Origin of the sequence: Paenibacillus sp. JZ16 (assembly GCF_015326965.1) — a bacterium.
Lineage (GTDB): Bacteria > Bacillota > Bacilli > Paenibacillales > Paenibacillaceae > Paenibacillus_AQ.
Genome location: NZ_CP017659.1, coordinates 397,791 through 414,348, shown reverse-complemented (window position 1 = coordinate 414,348; position 16,558 = coordinate 397,791). Strand labels below are relative to the sequence as shown.

General features: G+C 47.5%; 19 protein-coding genes. 2 read left to right on the top strand and 17 right to left on the bottom strand.

Features of this window, described 5'->3' with window-relative positions; translation table 11 throughout:
* Positions 1 to 13: 13 nt before the first annotated feature.
* The 14 genes from BJP58_RS01820 to BJP58_RS01755 all read right to left on the bottom strand — a co-directional run bounded on the left by BJP58_RS01820 (position 14) and on the right by BJP58_RS01755 (position 11,008).
* Entirely contained in the window at positions 14 to 712 is a 699-nt protein-coding gene (locus BJP58_RS01820; RefSeq protein ID WP_194542549.1) for a galactosyltransferase-related protein, read from the bottom strand.
* Positions 713 to 725: 13 nt separating this feature from the next.
* A complete protein-coding gene (locus BJP58_RS01815) occupies positions 726 to 1,685 on the bottom strand; it encodes a glycosyltransferase family 4 protein (RefSeq protein ID WP_194542548.1) in 960 nt (319 codons plus the stop codon).
* 184 nt (positions 1,686 to 1,869) lie between these two features.
* Positions 1,870 to 2,055, bottom strand: coding sequence for a hypothetical protein (locus tag BJP58_RS01810; protein ID WP_194542547.1), 186 nt, complete (start codon positions 2,053 to 2,055; stop codon positions 1,870 to 1,872).
* 17 nt (positions 2,056 to 2,072) lie between these two features.
* Positions 2,073 to 2,582: an NUDIX hydrolase gene (locus BJP58_RS01805; RefSeq protein WP_194542546.1), complete on the bottom strand. Its 510-nt coding sequence runs from the start codon at positions 2,580 to 2,582 to the stop codon at positions 2,073 to 2,075.
* 32 nt (positions 2,583 to 2,614) lie between these two features.
* A complete protein-coding gene (locus BJP58_RS01800) occupies positions 2,615 to 3,142 on the bottom strand; it encodes a GNAT family N-acetyltransferase (protein ID WP_194542545.1) in 528 nt (175 codons plus the stop codon).
* A gap of 133 nt (positions 3,143 to 3,275) precedes the next feature.
* A complete protein-coding gene (locus BJP58_RS01795) occupies positions 3,276 to 4,178 on the bottom strand; it encodes a metal ABC transporter permease (RefSeq protein ID WP_194542544.1) in 903 nt (300 codons plus the stop codon).
* Positions 4,175 to 5,113, bottom strand: coding sequence for a metal ABC transporter permease (locus BJP58_RS01790; protein ID WP_194542543.1), 939 nt, complete (start codon positions 5,111 to 5,113; stop codon positions 4,175 to 4,177). The genes BJP58_RS01795 and BJP58_RS01790 overlap by 4 nt, the downstream gene beginning before the upstream one ends.
* A 3-nt stretch (positions 5,114 to 5,116) precedes the next feature.
* Complete coding sequence (locus BJP58_RS01785) at positions 5,117 to 5,845, bottom strand: metal ABC transporter ATP-binding protein (RefSeq protein WP_194542542.1); 729 nt, start codon at positions 5,843 to 5,845, stop codon at positions 5,117 to 5,119.
* Between the two features lies 1 nt (position 5,846).
* Positions 5,847 to 6,818, bottom strand: a complete 972-nt coding sequence (locus BJP58_RS01780; protein ID WP_194542541.1) for a metal ABC transporter solute-binding protein, Zn/Mn family — start codon at positions 6,816 to 6,818, stop codon at positions 5,847 to 5,849.
* Positions 6,819 to 7,253: 435 nt separating this feature from the next.
* Positions 7,254 to 7,850, bottom strand: a complete 597-nt coding sequence (locus tag BJP58_RS01775) for an AAA family ATPase (RefSeq protein ID WP_194542540.1) — start codon at positions 7,848 to 7,850, stop codon at positions 7,254 to 7,256.
* Positions 7,851 to 7,870: 20 nt separating this feature from the next.
* Positions 7,871 to 8,299 carry a GNAT family N-acetyltransferase gene (locus BJP58_RS01770; protein ID WP_194542539.1) on the bottom strand — a complete coding sequence of 143 codons (429 nt, stop codon included), beginning with the start codon at positions 8,297 to 8,299 and terminating at the stop codon, positions 7,871 to 7,873.
* Positions 8,300 to 8,308: 9 nt separating this feature from the next.
* On the bottom strand, positions 8,309 to 8,701 hold the full coding sequence (locus tag BJP58_RS01765) for a VOC family protein (RefSeq protein ID WP_194542538.1): 393 nt from the start codon (positions 8,699 to 8,701) through the stop codon (positions 8,309 to 8,311).
* An 83-nt stretch (positions 8,702 to 8,784) separates the two neighbouring features.
* A complete protein-coding gene (locus tag BJP58_RS01760; RefSeq protein ID WP_194542537.1) occupies positions 8,785 to 10,830 on the bottom strand; it encodes a penicillin-binding transpeptidase domain-containing protein in 2,046 nt (681 codons plus the stop codon).
* Positions 10,831 to 10,855: 25 nt separating this feature from the next.
* Positions 10,856 to 11,008, bottom strand: coding sequence for a hypothetical protein (locus BJP58_RS01755; protein ID WP_194542536.1), 153 nt, complete (start codon positions 11,006 to 11,008; stop codon positions 10,856 to 10,858).
* Positions 11,009 to 11,145: 137 nt separating this feature from the next.
* On the opposite strand from BJP58_RS01755, the gene BJP58_RS01750 reads away from it, so the two are divergent.
* Positions 11,146 to 12,510, top strand: coding sequence for an aminotransferase-like domain-containing protein (locus BJP58_RS01750; RefSeq protein ID WP_194542535.1), 1,365 nt, complete (start codon positions 11,146 to 11,148; stop codon positions 12,508 to 12,510).
* A 43-nt stretch (positions 12,511 to 12,553) separates the two neighbouring features.
* Here BJP58_RS01750 and csaA read toward each other — a convergent pair whose 3' ends face one another.
* From csaA to pdxR, 3 genes are all read right to left on the bottom strand, one after another.
* Positions 12,554 to 12,883, bottom strand: coding sequence for a chaperone CsaA (csaA, locus tag BJP58_RS01745; protein ID WP_071220630.1), 330 nt, complete (start codon positions 12,881 to 12,883; stop codon positions 12,554 to 12,556).
* Positions 12,884 to 13,063: 180 nt separating this feature from the next.
* Positions 13,064 to 13,939 (bottom strand): arylamine N-acetyltransferase family protein, encoded by an 876-nt coding sequence (locus BJP58_RS01740; RefSeq protein ID WP_194542534.1) that lies wholly within the window; start codon positions 13,937 to 13,939, stop codon positions 13,064 to 13,066.
* 103 nt (positions 13,940 to 14,042) lie between these two features.
* Positions 14,043 to 15,470 carry a MocR-like pyridoxine biosynthesis transcription factor PdxR gene (gene pdxR, locus BJP58_RS01735; RefSeq protein ID WP_194542533.1) on the bottom strand — a complete coding sequence of 476 codons (1,428 nt, stop codon included), beginning with the start codon at positions 15,468 to 15,470 and terminating at the stop codon, positions 14,043 to 14,045.
* Between the two features lie 346 nt (positions 15,471 to 15,816).
* Between pdxR and BJP58_RS01730 the strand changes: the two genes are divergently transcribed.
* Complete coding sequence (locus BJP58_RS01730) at positions 15,817 to 16,371, top strand: thioredoxin family protein (RefSeq protein WP_233354864.1); 555 nt, start codon at positions 15,817 to 15,819, stop codon at positions 16,369 to 16,371.
* The last annotated feature ends 187 nt before the right edge of the window (positions 16,372 to 16,558 follow it).

Sequence of the window (16,558 nt, the reverse complement as noted above, 5' to 3'; positions counted from 1 at the left end):
TATTCGCCCCTCCTTATTGAGAAGATGGTTCCTGAATCAATAGCCGCATCTCTTCCTGATTGCCGCGCGCCTTTAGATAGCGCAGATACAGTGCATAATTGGAATCGTAGTTGGGATTCCCGTCAGGTCCTACGAATGGATGCCAAAAATGAACCATTTCCCCTCCCAGGCGGATATGGCTGCCGACCAAAGTATCCAGCGCATAGGCAAAAGCCTCATCTTCCCCGCCCCAACCGACAAATCGTTCATCATATCCTCCTACCGTTTCATAGGCTTCGCGGCCAAGCACATTAAATCCGCCAACAAATGCGGTCGCCTGCTCCGCGGCTGTTTCAGTTTTAACGGTCAATGGCCATATGTTTTCTTGCTGCAGCAGCAGATGCGATATTTCTTTGGATAAACGAAGGATCCGGCTGAAGGGAATGACCCACTGCCCACTGTTCACGTAAGTAATGGATTCCCTCAACAGATTCGGGTCGTAGACGATATCGCTATCCGCAATCACGATAATGTCTTTGGTAGACTGGTGATACGCACGATTGATCGCCCTGGATCTGCTGAAGAGCTCCCTTGCGTCCGCTATTTCGCCTACACATACCTCGACTTCCGGCATCATCCGTGCGTAGAAGCCCAATACCCACTCAAACGCTGTATCTCTGGGTCCGTTTCCATCCGATTGATACGGAATCAGCACGGATACTCGATCTAACACAGGCTCCCCTCCTTCACGGCTGCTTCTCCCATTGGAATAACACCCTTAACCAGCGCTCTATTACTTGTTCTATCGTCCAATATGACTCAATGTAGTGCCTGCACTGCTGTCCGATGTCAGCCAGCTTACGCCGCTGTCCCATCCATTGATCGATCATGTTGATAAAATCCTCCGGATTGTCACTGTCCAAGATCAAGCCGTGCGCATCCGGATGAGCCGCAGCCTTAATGTTACCCACATTTGTTCCTAACACGGGTACCCCGCATGCGTAGGCCTCCAGTGCAGGAGCCGCGCTGCCCTCATTTGCCGAAGTGATGAGCAGCAGGTCCAGCTGATGATAAAATTTAGGCATCTCTTCATAGGAGTAAGCTCCGGCTGTTTCAATAAATCGAATCCGTTCATCTTGGCGGAAATGGTCACGGATATGCTTATATAACGTAGCGTAATTTTTGGATCGTTTCGCAGGATCTCCGGCCCAGCCTATGACAAACGGAGCACTACCCCTGCTCAATATCTTGCATGGTTGGAATAACCGATGGTCTACAAAATGCCCGATATATTCCACTTTAGCCTCCGGAGCCACCTGTCTAAGCGCTTGGGTCAGCTGTTGGTTCATCGCACCGATTACGCCGATTCGGGGAATGACCAGCCTGAGAAACTCCGGGTCGGGGATCAGTTCGTCACCGATCCATTCGCGAAAGGTTTCGTAATTCTGACTGAAATAATAATAAGAGACCGCTGCCGAGGCGTTGATACGAATATGCTTGAAAATACAATAGGCTGCGATTCCCAAGCACATTGCACCGATTCGGTCATAGGCCTGATTCATATCCTCACTGCTGTGCCGTTCCAGATACCGATCCAATTCCCCGATGGACATCAGATCCAGGGATGGGTGAAACTGTTGAATGACCTTTGCATGTTTACCTAAAATCCACCACTCCACATCATAGATCAGCAGATGCCTTCCCATGGGTCGAACACTCCTTTATGCTCATAGTGAATTATATTCGTTCCAAGGCCGCCAAGTTTGTCACCGCGGCATAAATGATGAATTTGTCCATCATTCACGAAAAAAAGAGCCGCCCCATACAGACAAGTTCTGTATCGGCACGGCTCTTCATACGGATTATAGTTCATGGTGGATCGAGATCGACTTATACTCTTTTATCCACGATATGCTTGTTCTCCTTAAGCTCATTTACATCCTTTCGAAGCATTCTCATCTCTTGTATCATGGCATCCATTCTAATGATGATTTTGGATGAATTGATCGCGTAACGAATGACAATGATGGCAACGATGATACTTAACACGGTCATGAAAATCACAACAAACTCCATTTAATATGAAACCTCCATTAATTATTCTGAATGAATCCCTTGAGCAGACCTTGCATCATCGCAAAGACCAGCTCGGAGTCCTGAAGCTCATTCTCCTTAATCCGGTGCAGGCAATCCTTTACGCTCATTCTTACTACGTCGATGTTCTCGTATCCCTCGAGCTGCTGATCCGCTTGACTGATTACCTCATCCGTATAATAAACATGGGCAATCTCATTGCATCTCCAGGACGCCGGATAGAGCTTGCCCAGATAATGAAGTTTGCCGCAGGTGCAGCCCGTTTCCTCCAGCATCTCACGGCGTGCTGCCGATTCCAGATCCTCCTCCTCGCTTACGCCACCACCGGGTAACTGAATGACGTAGTCATCCACGGCGGCGCGATATTGACGGATCAACAGCAGTTGATCGCCATGCTTAGCCAGAACAACAACGGACACATGATTCTCTTTCGTATAATACACTTTACCTGACGCTTCCTCGTAAATCGAAATTCCGTTATGACGGATCAACAATAGGGTATTATCCATACAGGCAGAAGCTCCTTAACCATGTGATAGATTTAAACTTCGAATTCATCTTTGAGGATGGAGAATAAATAGGAATCATGGTAAGCCCCTTTAAACCATAGGTGCTGACGAAGAAGCCCTTCCTGCTTCATTCCGATATGGCGCATAACCGCAGCTGACCCGATGTTTCCCGGCCTGCAGGTGGCGTAAATCCGATGAACTCCCAGCTCCTGAAAACCAAAACGGCACATCACGCTAGCAGCTTCTGAAGCATAACCCTGTCGCCAATAGGCGGAATTCAAGCAGTACCCAAGCTCTGCGTTTGTCTTGGATCGGTGAATACCTACACCGCCGATTAACTGGCCGTTATCTTTTAGCACGATCGCCAGTTCATAGCTGTCACGGGGGCTCTGCTCTTTCATTTGGTGGATTTCCTTTAAATATTCTAAAGTTTCCTCTTCCGTATTCGGTCCCCACATCGTATACTCGGTCACTAATGGGTCAGAGGCATAGGCATGAATACTAGCAAAATCCTCCTCCTCAAAATCCCGGATCACCAGTCTTGTCGACTCCATCTGCATATGTACTCACTCCTTTGAAATAACCTTCTTCACACCACGGCATTAATTCCTGATTATAACACACCCCATGTTTTGGAAGACAAAAAGAAGCCTGGGCATCTCATCGCCCAAGCTTCATGCAGCATCCCTTATTTCAGGATACACCGTCCAGTTTCTCTTCACTGCCATGTGTATTAAATTTATGAAGATAACGGGAAAGCACGCCATGTCTCGGAGAGAACAGGAAGCTGAGAATAAATACAATTCCGGTAGCAAATGCCATAGAGCCTGAGATGGAGGTGTCCAGCCATAACGCGACATAGTAACCCATGAATGCAGAAATGACGCCGAAGGCTCCGCTTAACACCAGCATGATGGAGAGTTTATCCGTCCATAGATAGGCTGCTGCGGCAGGTGTTATAAGCATAGCCACCACCATGATCGCTCCCACGGCATCAAACGATGCAACCGTCGTGATGGAGACCAGCGACATAAATACATAGTGCATGAGCACGACAGGAATGCCGATACTGGCCGCCAAAGCCGGATCAAAGGACGTAATCTTCCATTCCTTATAGAACGCCAGGATGACGATCAGTACAGCGAGGAGTACGGCTGCCAGCATGAAGGTAGCTTTGGGTACCTCCCCTAATAGAGGAACGTACATCACATCCCAAGGCACAAACGTAATCTCACCCATGAGGGCATGCTTGGTATCCAGATGGGCATTGCCAACCTGGGTTGCAATCAGGATGACGCCAATCGCAAACAAGGTTGTAAATACAACACCGATGGAAGCATCCTGCTGAACGCCCCGGGAATGAAACCATTGAACGAGAACCGCTGTCAGCAATCCGGCAATAATCGCACCGATCAGCATATGAGGTCCGCTTAATTCTCTTGTGACGATAAAAGCCGTTACGATCCCAAGCAGCACAGTATGACTGATAGCATCGGCCATCATCGCCATTCTGCGCAGTATCAGGAACACGCCAACGATACCGCAAGACAATCCGACGAGAGAAGCCGTTAGCAATATCCATCCTGTATAGGTCATTGATTGCTCCCCCTTTCGGACAACTGCGGACTTAGAACCGATGGGTTATTGGAGTCCATATGTTCTTTTTTCTGAGAGCGGAGCTGCAGCGCCTGGATTAGCAGTCCTTTCTCGGCACCGAAGACCAGAGAAACCGTGAACAATACGGAAGAGGCGACAACGATAAACGGTCCTGTAGGCCATCCTTTTCCGATCGTGCTGACCAAGGTGCCGACAAACCCGGAGCCGCCACCAAATATTGCCGACAAAATGACCATCATTCTGAAGGATTGAGTCCAATATCTTGCGCTTACGGCAGGTATGATCAGCATGGCCGCCATCAAAATGACGCCAACGGCCTGAATACCAATGACAATGACAAGAACAAGCACCCCCATATAGAGGGAATTCATCAGACGGCTATTCATCCCTAATCCCCGGGCAAAATCGGGATCAAACAGGAATAGCTTCCATTCCTTAAAGCCAATCGAGACAACCAGAATAACTAAAGCAGCCAGAATGAGCATCGTAAAAACATCCTTACGAACCATGGATGCAGCCTGACCGAAAATAAAGTTATCCAGTCCGCTCTGATTCCCGCCCGCTGTTCGGTTCACAATGGTAAGCAGCATAATGCCCAGTCCGAAAAATACGGATAGAATCATGCCCATGGCCGTATCTTCCTTAATGCGGCTGGAAGTACGGATCCACTGGATCATCCAGGCTCCGATTAAGGCGCTGACAGCAGCTCCGAGTATCATCACCAGCAGATTCTTGCTTCCGGTCAATGCAAATGCAACCACGACACCCGGAAGAGCCGCATGAGACAATGCGTCACTCATCAAACTTTGCCGCTTCCAATAGGCGAGACAGCCGATCATGCCGGCTGCCATGCCCAGAATTAATGTGCTCAATAGCACCCATTGCGTGTTCGGAGATAATAATAAATTCAGCATGAATTACGCCTCCTTCATCCAGCGAAGCGAACCGCCGTAGGCGCGGTATACATGTTCCTTCGTGAATACATCTTCCGTCTTCCCATGTGCAATGACCGTACGGTTCAGAAGCAGCACATGGTCGAAATAATCCTCAACCGTCTGCAGATCATGATGGACCACCATGACCGTTTTACCGGCCATTTTTAGATCCTTCAGCGTGGTCATAATCGCCCGCTCGGTTGCCGCATCAACACCAGCTAACGGTTCATCCATGAAATAGAGGTCGGCATCCTGGACAAGCGCCCTAGCGAGGAATACGCGCTGCTGCTGTCCGCCGGAGAGCTGGCTGATCTGGCGGTCGGCAAAGTCCGCCATGCCCATTTGATCCAGCGATGCCATCGCTTTTTCCTTATGGCTCTTGTTCGGTCGTTTCAGCCAGCCCACCCGGCCGTATAGACCCATCATGACAACATCCAGTGCATCGGTCGGGAAATCCCAGTCCACGGATCCGCGCTGCGGCACATAGCCGACACGGGTCTTGGTTTTGCTTAAGCTTGATCCAAAGAATGACACATTCCCGGACAGCTTGGGGTGAAGCTCCAGCATGACTTTTAACAGCGTTGATTTACCGGCGCCGTTTGGCCCGACAATGCTGGTTAAAGAGCCTTGTTCCACATGAAAGGAGACTTGGTGGAGCACTTTATTTTTACGATAGGATGCATTGAGGTCTTGAACTTGAAGTACAGACATTTTATTCACCACTTCCTGTTAATGCATGATAGATGGTTTCGACATTATGACGATACATTCCGATATAAGTTCCTTCCGTTGTTCCCGCTTCGCCCATGGCATCGGAGAAAAGCTCTCCTCCAAGCTTTATATCCAGCCCGTTCTTGGCAGCACCTTCAATAACGGCATTAATGGAAGCTGGATTGACGCTGCTCTCAACGAATACGGCAGGCACCTTGTGCTGCAGCAGGATATCGATCGTTCCGTTAATGTCCGAGAGGCCGATTTCATCCTCCGTACTCAATCCTTGCAGTCCAACTACCTCCAGGCCATGCAAACGGCCGAAATACCCAAATGCATCATGAGCGGTAACCATCACCCGCTGTTCTTCCGGAATTTGACTCAACTTATCCTTGGCCTCGGCTTTCAATTCATCCAGCTGGGCAAAATACTTCTGCTTGTTCTCTTCAAAATAGTCAGCGTCATTCGGAGCAAGAGACTTCAACTCCTCTACGGCCGAATCCAAAGACACTTTCCACAAATCGATGTCAAACCACACATGGGGATCAATGGCCTGCGTATCATCCTGCAGCAATTGATCCTTCGGGATGGCATCTGCAATCGCCAGTACAGGTTTGTTCTTACCGATCTGTTCGAATATTTCCGTCATGTTGCCTTCGAGATGAAGCCCGCTATAGAAAATAACATCGCCACTATCCAGTTTCTTGATATCGCCTTGGGTAGCATTATATAAATGCGGATCGACGCCAGGCCCCATCAAGCTCAGTACCTCGACCCGATCTCCCCCAATAACGGAGATGGGTTCCGCAATCTGTCCAATGGTTGTAACCACTCGGATTTTCTTATCCCCTTGTTCACCGGCTGTTCCTTCCTGCTTCACTTCTCCCGTAGCGCAAGCGGTTAATACAAGCAGCAAACTCAGAATGGCGGCTGCCCCTAATAATATCCTGTTTCTATTCGTCCTCTTCTTCATCTTCTTCTTCTCCTCCACTCCACATCAATAATGAGTTTGCTCAATCCTTAGACGACATTCTCAAACCTCGTCCTGCCGCGATCCAATTATTTTGCTCTAATGCAACTTTAATTCCTATGTACAAAAAATAATCCATCTTTAGGATTTTGTCAATGGAATTTTATAATTTCGCAGATCTCATTCTAATGGATTTCTCCATTTTTCTTGATTTCATTAAGAATATTCGTATATATATAGCTTGTTTTTCATTAAGGAAAAATATTTAGCTGCATATAAAATATTTTGTCAGTTAGATTTTCTGTTACCTTACAGACAGAAAAAGACGACTTCCCAATATGAGAAATCGCCTTTTCTATAGTTATATTCCCGCTATCGCTAAAACTCTACACTACGAACTTTCGAATAAACCTTCAAATGTGAAAATCCATCCACTTGTTATCCAAAAAATCGGATGTGCGCAAATTTGGTTTTGATTCGATCGAGTTTCTTCTTGGCGGAGCTGCGATGATCAGGCAACAGCTTCACATTTGCCAAAGCACCGATCGTTTCGACCACTTCATCGATCGATAGATGATCCGTGTCGATATGATGCTGAAACACTTCATTCGAGAATCCGCTGATACACCGGTCAATTTGTTGTGCGGCCCATGAATTCGAACCTTCCCCTCTGCTCCGCAGCCGTCTAAGGAGCACTTCCTTGGAAGCGCACAATGTAAAATGCTCTACTTTCACGCCATCACGTCTCAAATTACCAACGATTTCATCGAAATATTCCGCGTTTGTAATGGTCATCGGAGCAATGATCAATTGATCCGATTCCTGGTCCATATACTTAAACATGGAGTAATTAAACTCCCTCCACATCGGATAATGCTGAAAGTCATCGCGTTTGGCATCTCTTGGCACATTATCGCGAATGAAGTAACCTGCATTTTCCGGATCGTACACGTACGAGTTCGGGATTCTTCGCTGAAGCTCATGCGCAGCCTGGGTCTTCCCCGAACCGAATGCGCCGTTAACCCATATAATCATTGAGGAATCCCCCTTCTAAACTAATCCTTCCGCAGAAAATCCGGCATACGAGTCAATGTTTTTCCATGATCGCGGACAAAACCGTATTGCTCATACAGACCATGGGCATCCCGCGTTGCCAATATACCGAATACATTTCGGTAATCCTCGTGGGTCGTAATCGTTTCGATTAATTTCTTCCCCACGCCAATTCCACGATATGCCTCATCCACAAATACATCACACAGCCAATAGACGGTTGCGCCATCACTTACCACACGAGCAAAACCGATCTGTCGGTTGGCGTAATATGCCCCGAAGCACGTAGAACCTTCTAACGATGTTTTGATTTTTTGGTCAGAACGCTCATTAGCCCAGTAGCTTCGCCGCAAAAAATGTACAATGGCATCCAAATCCAACAGCGAAGGGTCGCTGCTGATAAGGACCTGCTTCATATCAATGTCCGACATCGCACCCACCTAGTCCTTTATCCCGGAGCCAAATCCAATTACGTAGCCGTCTGGATCTTGAATCGCAAAATCCTTCCACACGCCCCAGTCCGCTTCCATGAATACAGGTTCCTGTGCCACTTCGGCCCCCCTGGAGGTCAGTTCTTCATACAACGCATCCAAATCATAATGTGTACCCACGTAAGCGTATGTATCCCAGCGCGTCGCATGGTCCTTCCCCGCTGGATTGGGTGTGACATCAGCGCGGGATTCCGCCTGAATCAGCTTGAATCCGAGCGCAAAATCATCCCTGACCGCCCATACGTCATTCACTTCGCAACCCAGCACTTCTTCATAGAACTGTTTGGAACGGGTAAGATCGGATACCAATCGAACTTGGACTGAGAATTGAATCTTACTCATAAGATCATCTCCGACTAGTTTTATTCCATATTACAACCGTCCAATTCGCATAACAAGAGCTTTTCGTCAGCTTATTTTCAAGGCTATTTTTTTTCGTAATATTTTTGCAAGATCGGCGCGACTTTGTTCACGACATACCCGCTGCCTCCCCGATCTTCAACATGCTCTATCATCATCGCAAGGAGAAGCTTGGACTCCCTCGTGTCAAACGCAACGAACCATCCGTTCTCCTGTCCTTTTTCGCCTTTGCTGATTTTCAGTTCGGCGGTTCCCGTCTTCCCTGCAAGCTCAATGCCCGATAGATCAGCACCGTGTCCGCTGCCTTTTGGATCCTGAACCACATCGACGAGCATACGCTTGATGATTCCGGCAGTGTCCGAATCCAACACCTCTCTTGTCTTCTGAGGCTTGTTCTCCTGCTCTGATAAATCCAGTACAGGCTGAATCAGCTTCCCGCCATTAATGAAGGGAGTATAGGCCAATGCCAAATGTAAAGGACTCATGAGTACTTCACCTTGACCATATCCGGAGTCCGCGAGTTGAATTTCGTTCTTGATCCCCTCATTAGCCAAGCTTGCTTTCGGGAAAGGGAATGGAAGCGGCAATCCCTCTTCGAACCCGAATTTTACAGCTTCCTTCAGAAAAGGATCCGCACCCATCTCCAATGCTTCCTGTGCCAGATAGATGTTATCTGAATACACAAGAGCATCTCTCAGATTCAGGACGGGTACTTCCTTCACGCGTGTCACGTAATAATTTCCCCAGCTCGGGTCTTTGGACCAACGCAAGCCGTGGATCTCCCTGACCTTTCCAGGGGTAGTAACCCCAAGCTTCAGACCAACCGCAGCCGTGATCGGTTTAAATACCGAGCCCGGAGCGTACAGCTTCGTGAATCGATTCAATAGCGGTTTATCCGGATTGTGGTTCCACTCATCCCACTGCTCTGTCGATAATCCAACAATGAAAGCATTGGGATCATAGGACGGGCTGTTAACCAATGCCAAGATTTCTCCGGTCTTGGGGTTGATGGCTGCTGCGGTACCTGCATCCTCACGAAATGAAGCAAATATGGATTTTTGAAGTTCAGCATCAATGGTTAAACGAATATCCTGACCATCTACCGCTTCCTTCTCGGCTACGATTTCTTTGACCTTACCCGAGGAATCCACGATCGAGATCCGCTTACCGTCCCGGCCACGCAGCACTTCATTATATACCTGCTCGGATCCTGATTTACCTATAAGTTCAGTCGGTCTATACTGCGCCTCGGGCGCATGGGCCAAATCCTCCTCTGTCACTTGTCGGATGTAGCCTGTTAGATGTGCTGCCGCCGCGCCGTAAGGGTAGACTCGAGCACGTTCCTTCTTCTTTACAACGCCTGGCAGATCACTGTAATCCATTCTGCCCTGCTGGGCATTGAGGTTCAAGATGGGTACGAACAAATCGTCTTTCACCCACGGCGCATCAAGCTTACGCTTCATAATCTCGGTCGAAATCCCCAGGCGTTCAGCTAATTCAACCAAGGTCTGTTCTCCATCGGCGCCGAGCTTACCCGGAACGATACCGATGACCTCAATCGTGCCATTAATGGCCAGACCGTGACCGTTACGATCCAAAATCTCGCCCCTGCTGGATGGTAACGTCTGCACGTTCACCTTATCCAAGGCATCCATAGCCGGCAATATCAAGGAAGGTTGCCACACCATTCGCCAAGACAGCTTCTTAGTCTCGGTTGGATCCTCCTCTTTTAATAGCTCAAACGAACCTTCTGCCTGCACCCGACCTGCCGATGTTTCCAATTGGATTTGATAGGGATAGAACACTCGCTCATCCCTTGTTTCGCTTGCATCCTGAGCCGTAAAGTCTGTCGTGATGGTGAGGTCTTCTGCTCCAATCCCCTCATAAATGTTCCGAAATCGTGTTATAAAATCCTCTTTTGTCATCTTCTGTCTAGACTCCAGTGACAGCACATCATACATCGATTCGTAGCTGCCCTGCTCCCACCATTCCACATACTGTTTCACAATCTCTCCCGGATCCGATTCCTTGATGCGGTCACAGCCCGTAAGGATTACCATCACAATCAGGCACAAGGAGAGCCATGTCCATTTAAAATGCATCGATCCCATTCCTCAACCCCCGTATTAATCGTCATTACATCGTTCTCCTAACGATGAAAATGATCATGATCAGCACACAATCCATCCCAATCAACATCAACAGCTTGGCATGTTGTTTCCTTTGAATCGCAATCCCGGTTTCTATGAGTGCAATAGCAAGTAAGCTCCACAGAGAAACCTCCATCATGATCCCTACCTTCTCAATTAAAACAATATCGAACCAAACCCCTGCTGTATTGTAGAGTATACTTATAGCATGTTGTTGTGAGAATGCATGTTTTCCGGCTCTGTACCCGTACAGATCGAATGGAGGTATAACGAGATATGAAATACACCGACATTATTCAGTCAGTTGAACGCCAAATACTGGATGGTTTATTAAAGCCAGGCAGCAAACTGCCATCCATCCGCGCTTTGACAGAATCCTATTCATGCAGTAAAAATACAGCCATACGGGCCTATGCTGAATTGGAAAAGAGACATATTATCTATGCTGTTCCCAAGAGTGGTTACTATGTCGTGGAGGGCAGAGGAAACATAAACCTCTCGAACCCAGCGGACCAAGTGATCGATTTTCGATCTGCGGGACCTGACAAAACGGTCATGCCCTACCGAGACTTTCAGCATTGCATGAACCAAGCAATTGAAATATATAAAGAAGAGTTATTCACCTATTCCCAAATTCCGGGTTTGCAGTCACTTCGTGTTGAGTTAGCACGGCATTTAATCGACTTGCAGGTCTTCACGATTCCTGAAAGGATCTTTGTTGTGTCCGGTTCGCAGCAAGCGCTGCATCTGCTGGTCTCCCTTCCTTTTCCTAACGGAAAGAACAATATTTGCGTGGAGCAGCCCACGCACTTTAGCATGATGGACTCCCTCAAGATTCATCAAGCCGTGACATACGGGATAGAGGTTACGAAGAACGGCATCGACTTTGGGCGGTTGGAGGACATTTTTAAAACTCGGGATATCAAGTTTTTCTATACGGTCTCAAGGTTCCATAACCCAACAGGCTACAGTTATACCAATGTGGAGAAGAAAAGGATAGTAGAGTTTGCGCAGAAGTATGATGTCTATATCATCGAGGATGACTACATGGGAGATTTGGATCCGGATTCGAAACATGATCCGATGTTTGCCTTCGATCCCTCTGGCAGGGTGATCTACACGAAGAGCTTTTCCAAAGTCATGCTCCCCGGACTACGGCTGGGCTTGGCTGTGATCCCCGAAGCGATGAGTGAAATATTCCAGCGGGCGAAGCACGCGGCGGACATACACAGTCCGGTGCTCATGCAAGGCGCCCTCGAAATTTATCTGAAGAACGGGATGTTCCGAGCACATATTCAGAGGATGAGGCAGACCTATAGTAAAAAAGGGGCTCTGCTCCAGCAGGCTTACCAAAATCACCTGCCGCCCTTCTTATCCTTTACGGGTTCGCCATCCGGATTTTATTCCACGATCCAGCTGCCAGAACCATTAAAAGCATATCAATTGGTTCACTATCTGGAGAATGAGAACGTATATGCTCAGGATGCCAGCAGCATGTTCTTGCCTGAGTTTAAGAACGAATCCATGATACGACTAAGCGTATCTCAGGTGAAGGAGGAACTCATCGAAATCGGTGTTCAGAAAATTGCGGAAGGAGCCGCTAAATTGTTAAAGAGACGCAGCGAGGTGAGGTTCATCTAGTCGGTCCAAGCCGCAAGCGACCGGACCGACTGATGAAATAGGTTTAAGCGATGGGAGTACCATTCGGCAGATCAACATCCGGCTTCAGAAGCACAACGTCTCCCTGCTCCGGTACCCCGCCGAGGACAAGCACTTCGGATTGATAGCCAGCTATGCGTCTAGGCGGAAAATTGACGATAGCGACGACTTGATTACCTATGATGGTGTCCGCATCATATCGATTCGTAATTTGGGCACTGGTGCGCTTGATCCCGAGCGGGCCGAAATCAATCTTCATTTTGATGGCGGGAACGCGCGCTTCCGGGAATGGCTCTGCTTCCACGATCGTCCCGATCCGAATATCCAGCTTGGTAAAATCTTCGATGGTTGCCATGACTATAGACCTCCTTACAGCTAGGTTATGAAGCAATAAGACGATGCTTCACAACACGAATTTTATGTACCATCTTATCATCTGCGTTTCCGGTTACTCAAGTGATAGATTAGTTTAGCGTGTTCTATGCCGCTGAGGATCAGCTGGAGAACTGAGATAAAGTGAATCATTCGGTTCCTTCTATACTTGCTCATTCTCCATAAGCTTCCTCCAATTCTGATGCTGCCTGTAAACCTTATCCCATATCAGGTCCCGTTCGATCATGGAATAGTTGACGAGCGGCTCATTAAATATGTCCGCCAGGATCTCGAACCATTCCGACTTCGATGAAATCTCTATCTTATCCAGGGTATTGCCGCTCCACTTTCTCCATATGCAGCCTTTGAGCTCGTTCATGCCCTGCTCGTGCCGTTGCCTAACAATGAACAGCTCCATCCACGGGGATTCCGGTGATCGGCTATAAAATTCATGGTTTGATTTAAATAGTTCCAAGCTGTTCACAACATCAGGGGCATAATCTACGCCTACATATGAATAATGGGGATCATGGATCAGCCTCCAGCCATCATCCGTTATGCGAGACGGCTCAAGCGTATATTGAAAAGGTCCCTGTATGTATTCCCCGAATTTCAATGGGATCGGTTCCCATGGCATATCGCCAAGACCGACATCCACGAGCCACCGCTCTTCTTCCCCAAGTTGTTCATTCAATAAACTTACCGTTATCCCGAGATGGAAGCCGTTAATCCGTGGTTCTTGCCCTAAAGGCTGTACTCCTGCCCGATGCCAAGATACCTTATAACCTAAGGCTCGAAGAAGCGCGGTAAAGGCTCCATTCAGATGAAAACAATAACCGCTTCGTTGATGGATCATAAGTTGTACCGATTCCTCGATATCGATGGATGTCGGTTTCCCAGCAAAAATATCCAAGGTCTGCCAAGGTATTCGTGCCACGTGGGCTTTATGCAGCTCGAACAAATATTCCTTTGTCGGTTCCTGAATATCCGAAATTCTTAAACGGTTTAAATATGCTCTTACCTCACTTTGGGTGATCATAGCACGCACTCCTACTTTTTTTTCTTATCATAAACAAGAAACTGACCCTTATGAAATGGTCAGTTTCAATATTTTATAAAAGACAGATATTAACAAGCCATGTTCAATCCATGTTCCAGGCCTTCTTCAGAAGCCGTATCCCCTTTTCCATGTCAGCGGCGTTCAAGCTTGCAAATCCCATATATAACCTCGGGAACTGGTTTGCATCTTGCTGGTCGTTCATCCACATTTTTCGCAGGTCGTACACGATAACCCCGACGTTCGCCGCCCTCTGAATCAATTCCTCCGAGGACACTTCTTTTTTGACGATCAGCTGAATATGGAGCCCTGAATTCTGACCCGTAATTTCAACAAACCTGCCAAGATAAGCCTCAACCAACTCAATCAACTGATGATGTCTCTTCCTGTACAGATTACGTACTTTACGAATATGACGGTACCAATGCCCCTGTTCAAAAAACGCGGTCATTGCCCACTGTTCCACGCGTGAAGGGGCAAAGAATACTTCCTGACGTTTGTGGGATATGTGATTCAGCAGGGCCGGTGGCAGAACGAGATAGTTCATACGCAGTGTCGGAGTCAACACTTTCGAGAACGTGCCGGCGTATATGACCCGCCCGTTATGATCCAACCCTTGCAGGGAAGGAATCGGTTTTCCCTGGTAACGAAACTCACCGTCATAATCGTCCTCGATAATGTATGCATTTCTGGTATTGGCCCACTCCAGTAATCGTTCCCGCTCCGGATAAGGCATGATGCTTCCCGTCGGGAATTGGTGAGATGGTGTTACATATACGAGCTGTGCGTGGCTGCTCTCCAGCTGGTCAAGCGAGATTCCCTTATCACTAAGCGTAATCGGAAGTAAATCACAGCCATTCAAGTGAAATTGATCTCGTACCAAGCTGTAACCCGGCTCCTCAACCGCAATGTGCTTAAGTCCTGGCAGTACTCTGGTAAGCAGCCCCATGCTATAGGCCGTGCCGGCGCCGATCACAATTTGACCAGGTGTTGAAATAACCCCTCTGGAATTTCGCAGATATTCCGAAACCACGGTGCGCAGCCCGTATTCGCCCTGCGGATCCCCATACATTCCCATTTCACTCACATGCTGTTCCAGCGCTTCCTTGAGCATTTTATTCCAGGTTCGTACCGGAAAGGACGCTTGATCTAATCGAGTTGGATTAAAGTCAATAACACCTTGACCTTGATTCAAGTGCCCGTTGGAATTCATAACTGACATCGTTGTTATGGAGGGGGTCCGCTGTTGATGATGGTGAGATAGTTCCTTGTATGGATTTATGACATATAGCCCCGACCTCGGTTTGCTGATCACATACCCTTCAGACGTTAACATTTGATAAGCCGTCTCGATCGGCGTTTTGCTTATATTGAGCTGAAGCTGGAGGGCACGAACAGAAGGCAATCGTTGTCCGTCGGGAATGACCCCATTACGGATACCCTCACGAATTTGCAGATATAACTGCTGGTATAATGGGAACTCGCTTTGCTCGGGTAGAAGAATATCAAACAAGTGGGACCACCTCAGGCATTATATTAATAAAATTTACTGTCGTAATGGCAGGTATGTTTAATGAATTATACATGAAACTCAGCCTATGTTGCGCATCCTATTCACGAATAGCTTCATTCGGTAACACAACCTTCAGTACATCTGACTTTCATAAACAGATAATAACTGACCATTTCTGTATGGTCAGTTTTGTCTTAAGCTAACGTTAACTTGGATGTATCTCAATATGAATCTATTACGTTATGAAAGGACGTATGATCCTATGTCTCATCCCCTCCATCTCCAACATAAAATCGGCCAGGGTTTAACGCCTCTCCAATTCATGGAGAATATGAAGATTCGAGAAATGAAATTGAGCAGAATCCCAAATACGAAGGAATTATTCAGACAAGTCTATGATCGCTTCCAGTGGGAGAACAAAGAGACTGAGGGATTCTTCACTTCTGAGCGAAACCCATTCAACCATCTGCACTGCCTGATTCTCTGTACGGATTGGTGCCCGGATGTCATATGGAATGTACCTGTCCTATTTAGAATATTGGAATATAGCCGAATTCCGTCCGACGTGCTCATCATGGAAGATCATATGGAAACAATGGACCTTTTTCTAACGGATGGCGGACGCGCACAGCCGATTGCTGTCTTCCTCCATGCAAGCACAGGAGAAGTACTCGGAACTTGGGGCGCTCGTCCGGCGTATATCCAGAACGTCATGGATGAGTTCAAGAGGAACCACCCCGATAAACAAGCTGCATCCTATCAAGAACAACTGGACCAAACGTACAAGAAGATCGGAGAGCTCTACCATGACGGTAATGAATATCAGAGGGTCATGATTCAGGAAATAAGGCAACTGCTTACTTCGTTTATACCTGATAGAATTGCCGATAATAACCTGTGACCGCGTTTGGCATAAGCGTGATCCCCCTCCCCTGATGAAGGTGTATGGTTTCTGACAGTGTCAAAGTTAAAAATGAACACACAGGATGAAATATATCACAATCCCGCTGCTTAAATCTTCCTGAATATGTTATCATTACTATCGATGAAGCCTTAGGGATTCACTGTTCCGGCAGCCTTTTATTAGG

What these genes read in the sequence shown, in the direction of transcription:
- BJP58_RS01780 (WP_194542541.1), bottom strand. Translation starts at nt 6,818, where the DNA reads ATGAAGAAGAGGACGAATAGAAACAGGATATTATTAGGGGCAGCCGCC.
- BJP58_RS01765 (WP_194542538.1), bottom strand. Translation starts at nt 8,701, where the DNA reads ATGAGTAAGATTCAATTCTCAGTCCAAGTTCGATTGGTATCCGATCTT.
- BJP58_RS01790 (WP_194542543.1), bottom strand. Translation starts at nt 5,113, where the DNA reads ATGCTGAATTTATTATTATCTCCGAACACGCAATGGGTGCTATTGAGC.
- BJP58_RS01775 (WP_194542540.1), bottom strand. Translation starts at nt 7,850, where the DNA reads ATGATTATATGGGTTAACGGCGCATTCGGTTCGGGGAAGACCCAGGCT.
- BJP58_RS01755 (WP_194542536.1), bottom strand. Translation starts at nt 11,008, where the DNA reads ATGATGGAGGTTTCTCTGTGGAGCTTACTTGCTATTGCACTCATAGAA.
- BJP58_RS01795 (WP_194542544.1), bottom strand. Translation starts at nt 4,178, where the DNA reads ATGACCTATACAGGATGGATATTGCTAACGGCTTCTCTCGTCGGATTG.
- BJP58_RS01815 (WP_194542548.1), bottom strand. Translation starts at nt 1,685, where the DNA reads ATGGGAAGGCATCTGCTGATCTATGATGTGGAGTGGTGGATTTTAGGT.
- BJP58_RS01785 (WP_194542542.1), bottom strand. Translation starts at nt 5,845, where the DNA reads ATGTCTGTACTTCAAGTTCAAGACCTCAATGCATCCTATCGTAAAAAT.
- BJP58_RS01730 (WP_233354864.1), top strand. Translation starts at nt 15,817, where the DNA reads ATGAAATTGAGCAGAATCCCAAATACGAAGGAATTATTCAGACAAGTC.
- BJP58_RS01800 (WP_194542545.1), bottom strand. Translation starts at nt 3,142, where the DNA reads ATGCAGATGGAGTCGACAAGACTGGTGATCCGGGATTTTGAGGAGGAG.
- csaA (WP_071220630.1), bottom strand. Translation starts at nt 12,883, where the DNA reads ATGGCAACCATCGAAGATTTTACCAAGCTGGATATTCGGATCGGGACG.
- BJP58_RS01770 (WP_194542539.1), bottom strand. Translation starts at nt 8,299, where the DNA reads ATGTCGGACATTGATATGAAGCAGGTCCTTATCAGCAGCGACCCTTCG.
- BJP58_RS01740 (WP_194542534.1), bottom strand. Translation starts at nt 13,939, where the DNA reads ATGATCACCCAAAGTGAGGTAAGAGCATATTTAAACCGTTTAAGAATT.
- BJP58_RS01750 (WP_194542535.1), top strand. Translation starts at nt 11,146, where the DNA reads ATGAAATACACCGACATTATTCAGTCAGTTGAACGCCAAATACTGGAT.
- BJP58_RS01810 (WP_194542547.1), bottom strand. Translation starts at nt 2,055, where the DNA reads ATGGAGTTTGTTGTGATTTTCATGACCGTGTTAAGTATCATCGTTGCC.
- BJP58_RS01805 (WP_194542546.1), bottom strand. Translation starts at nt 2,582, where the DNA reads ATGGATAATACCCTATTGTTGATCCGTCATAACGGAATTTCGATTTAC.
- BJP58_RS01760 (WP_194542537.1), bottom strand. Translation starts at nt 10,830, where the DNA reads ATGGGATCGATGCATTTTAAATGGACATGGCTCTCCTTGTGCCTGATT.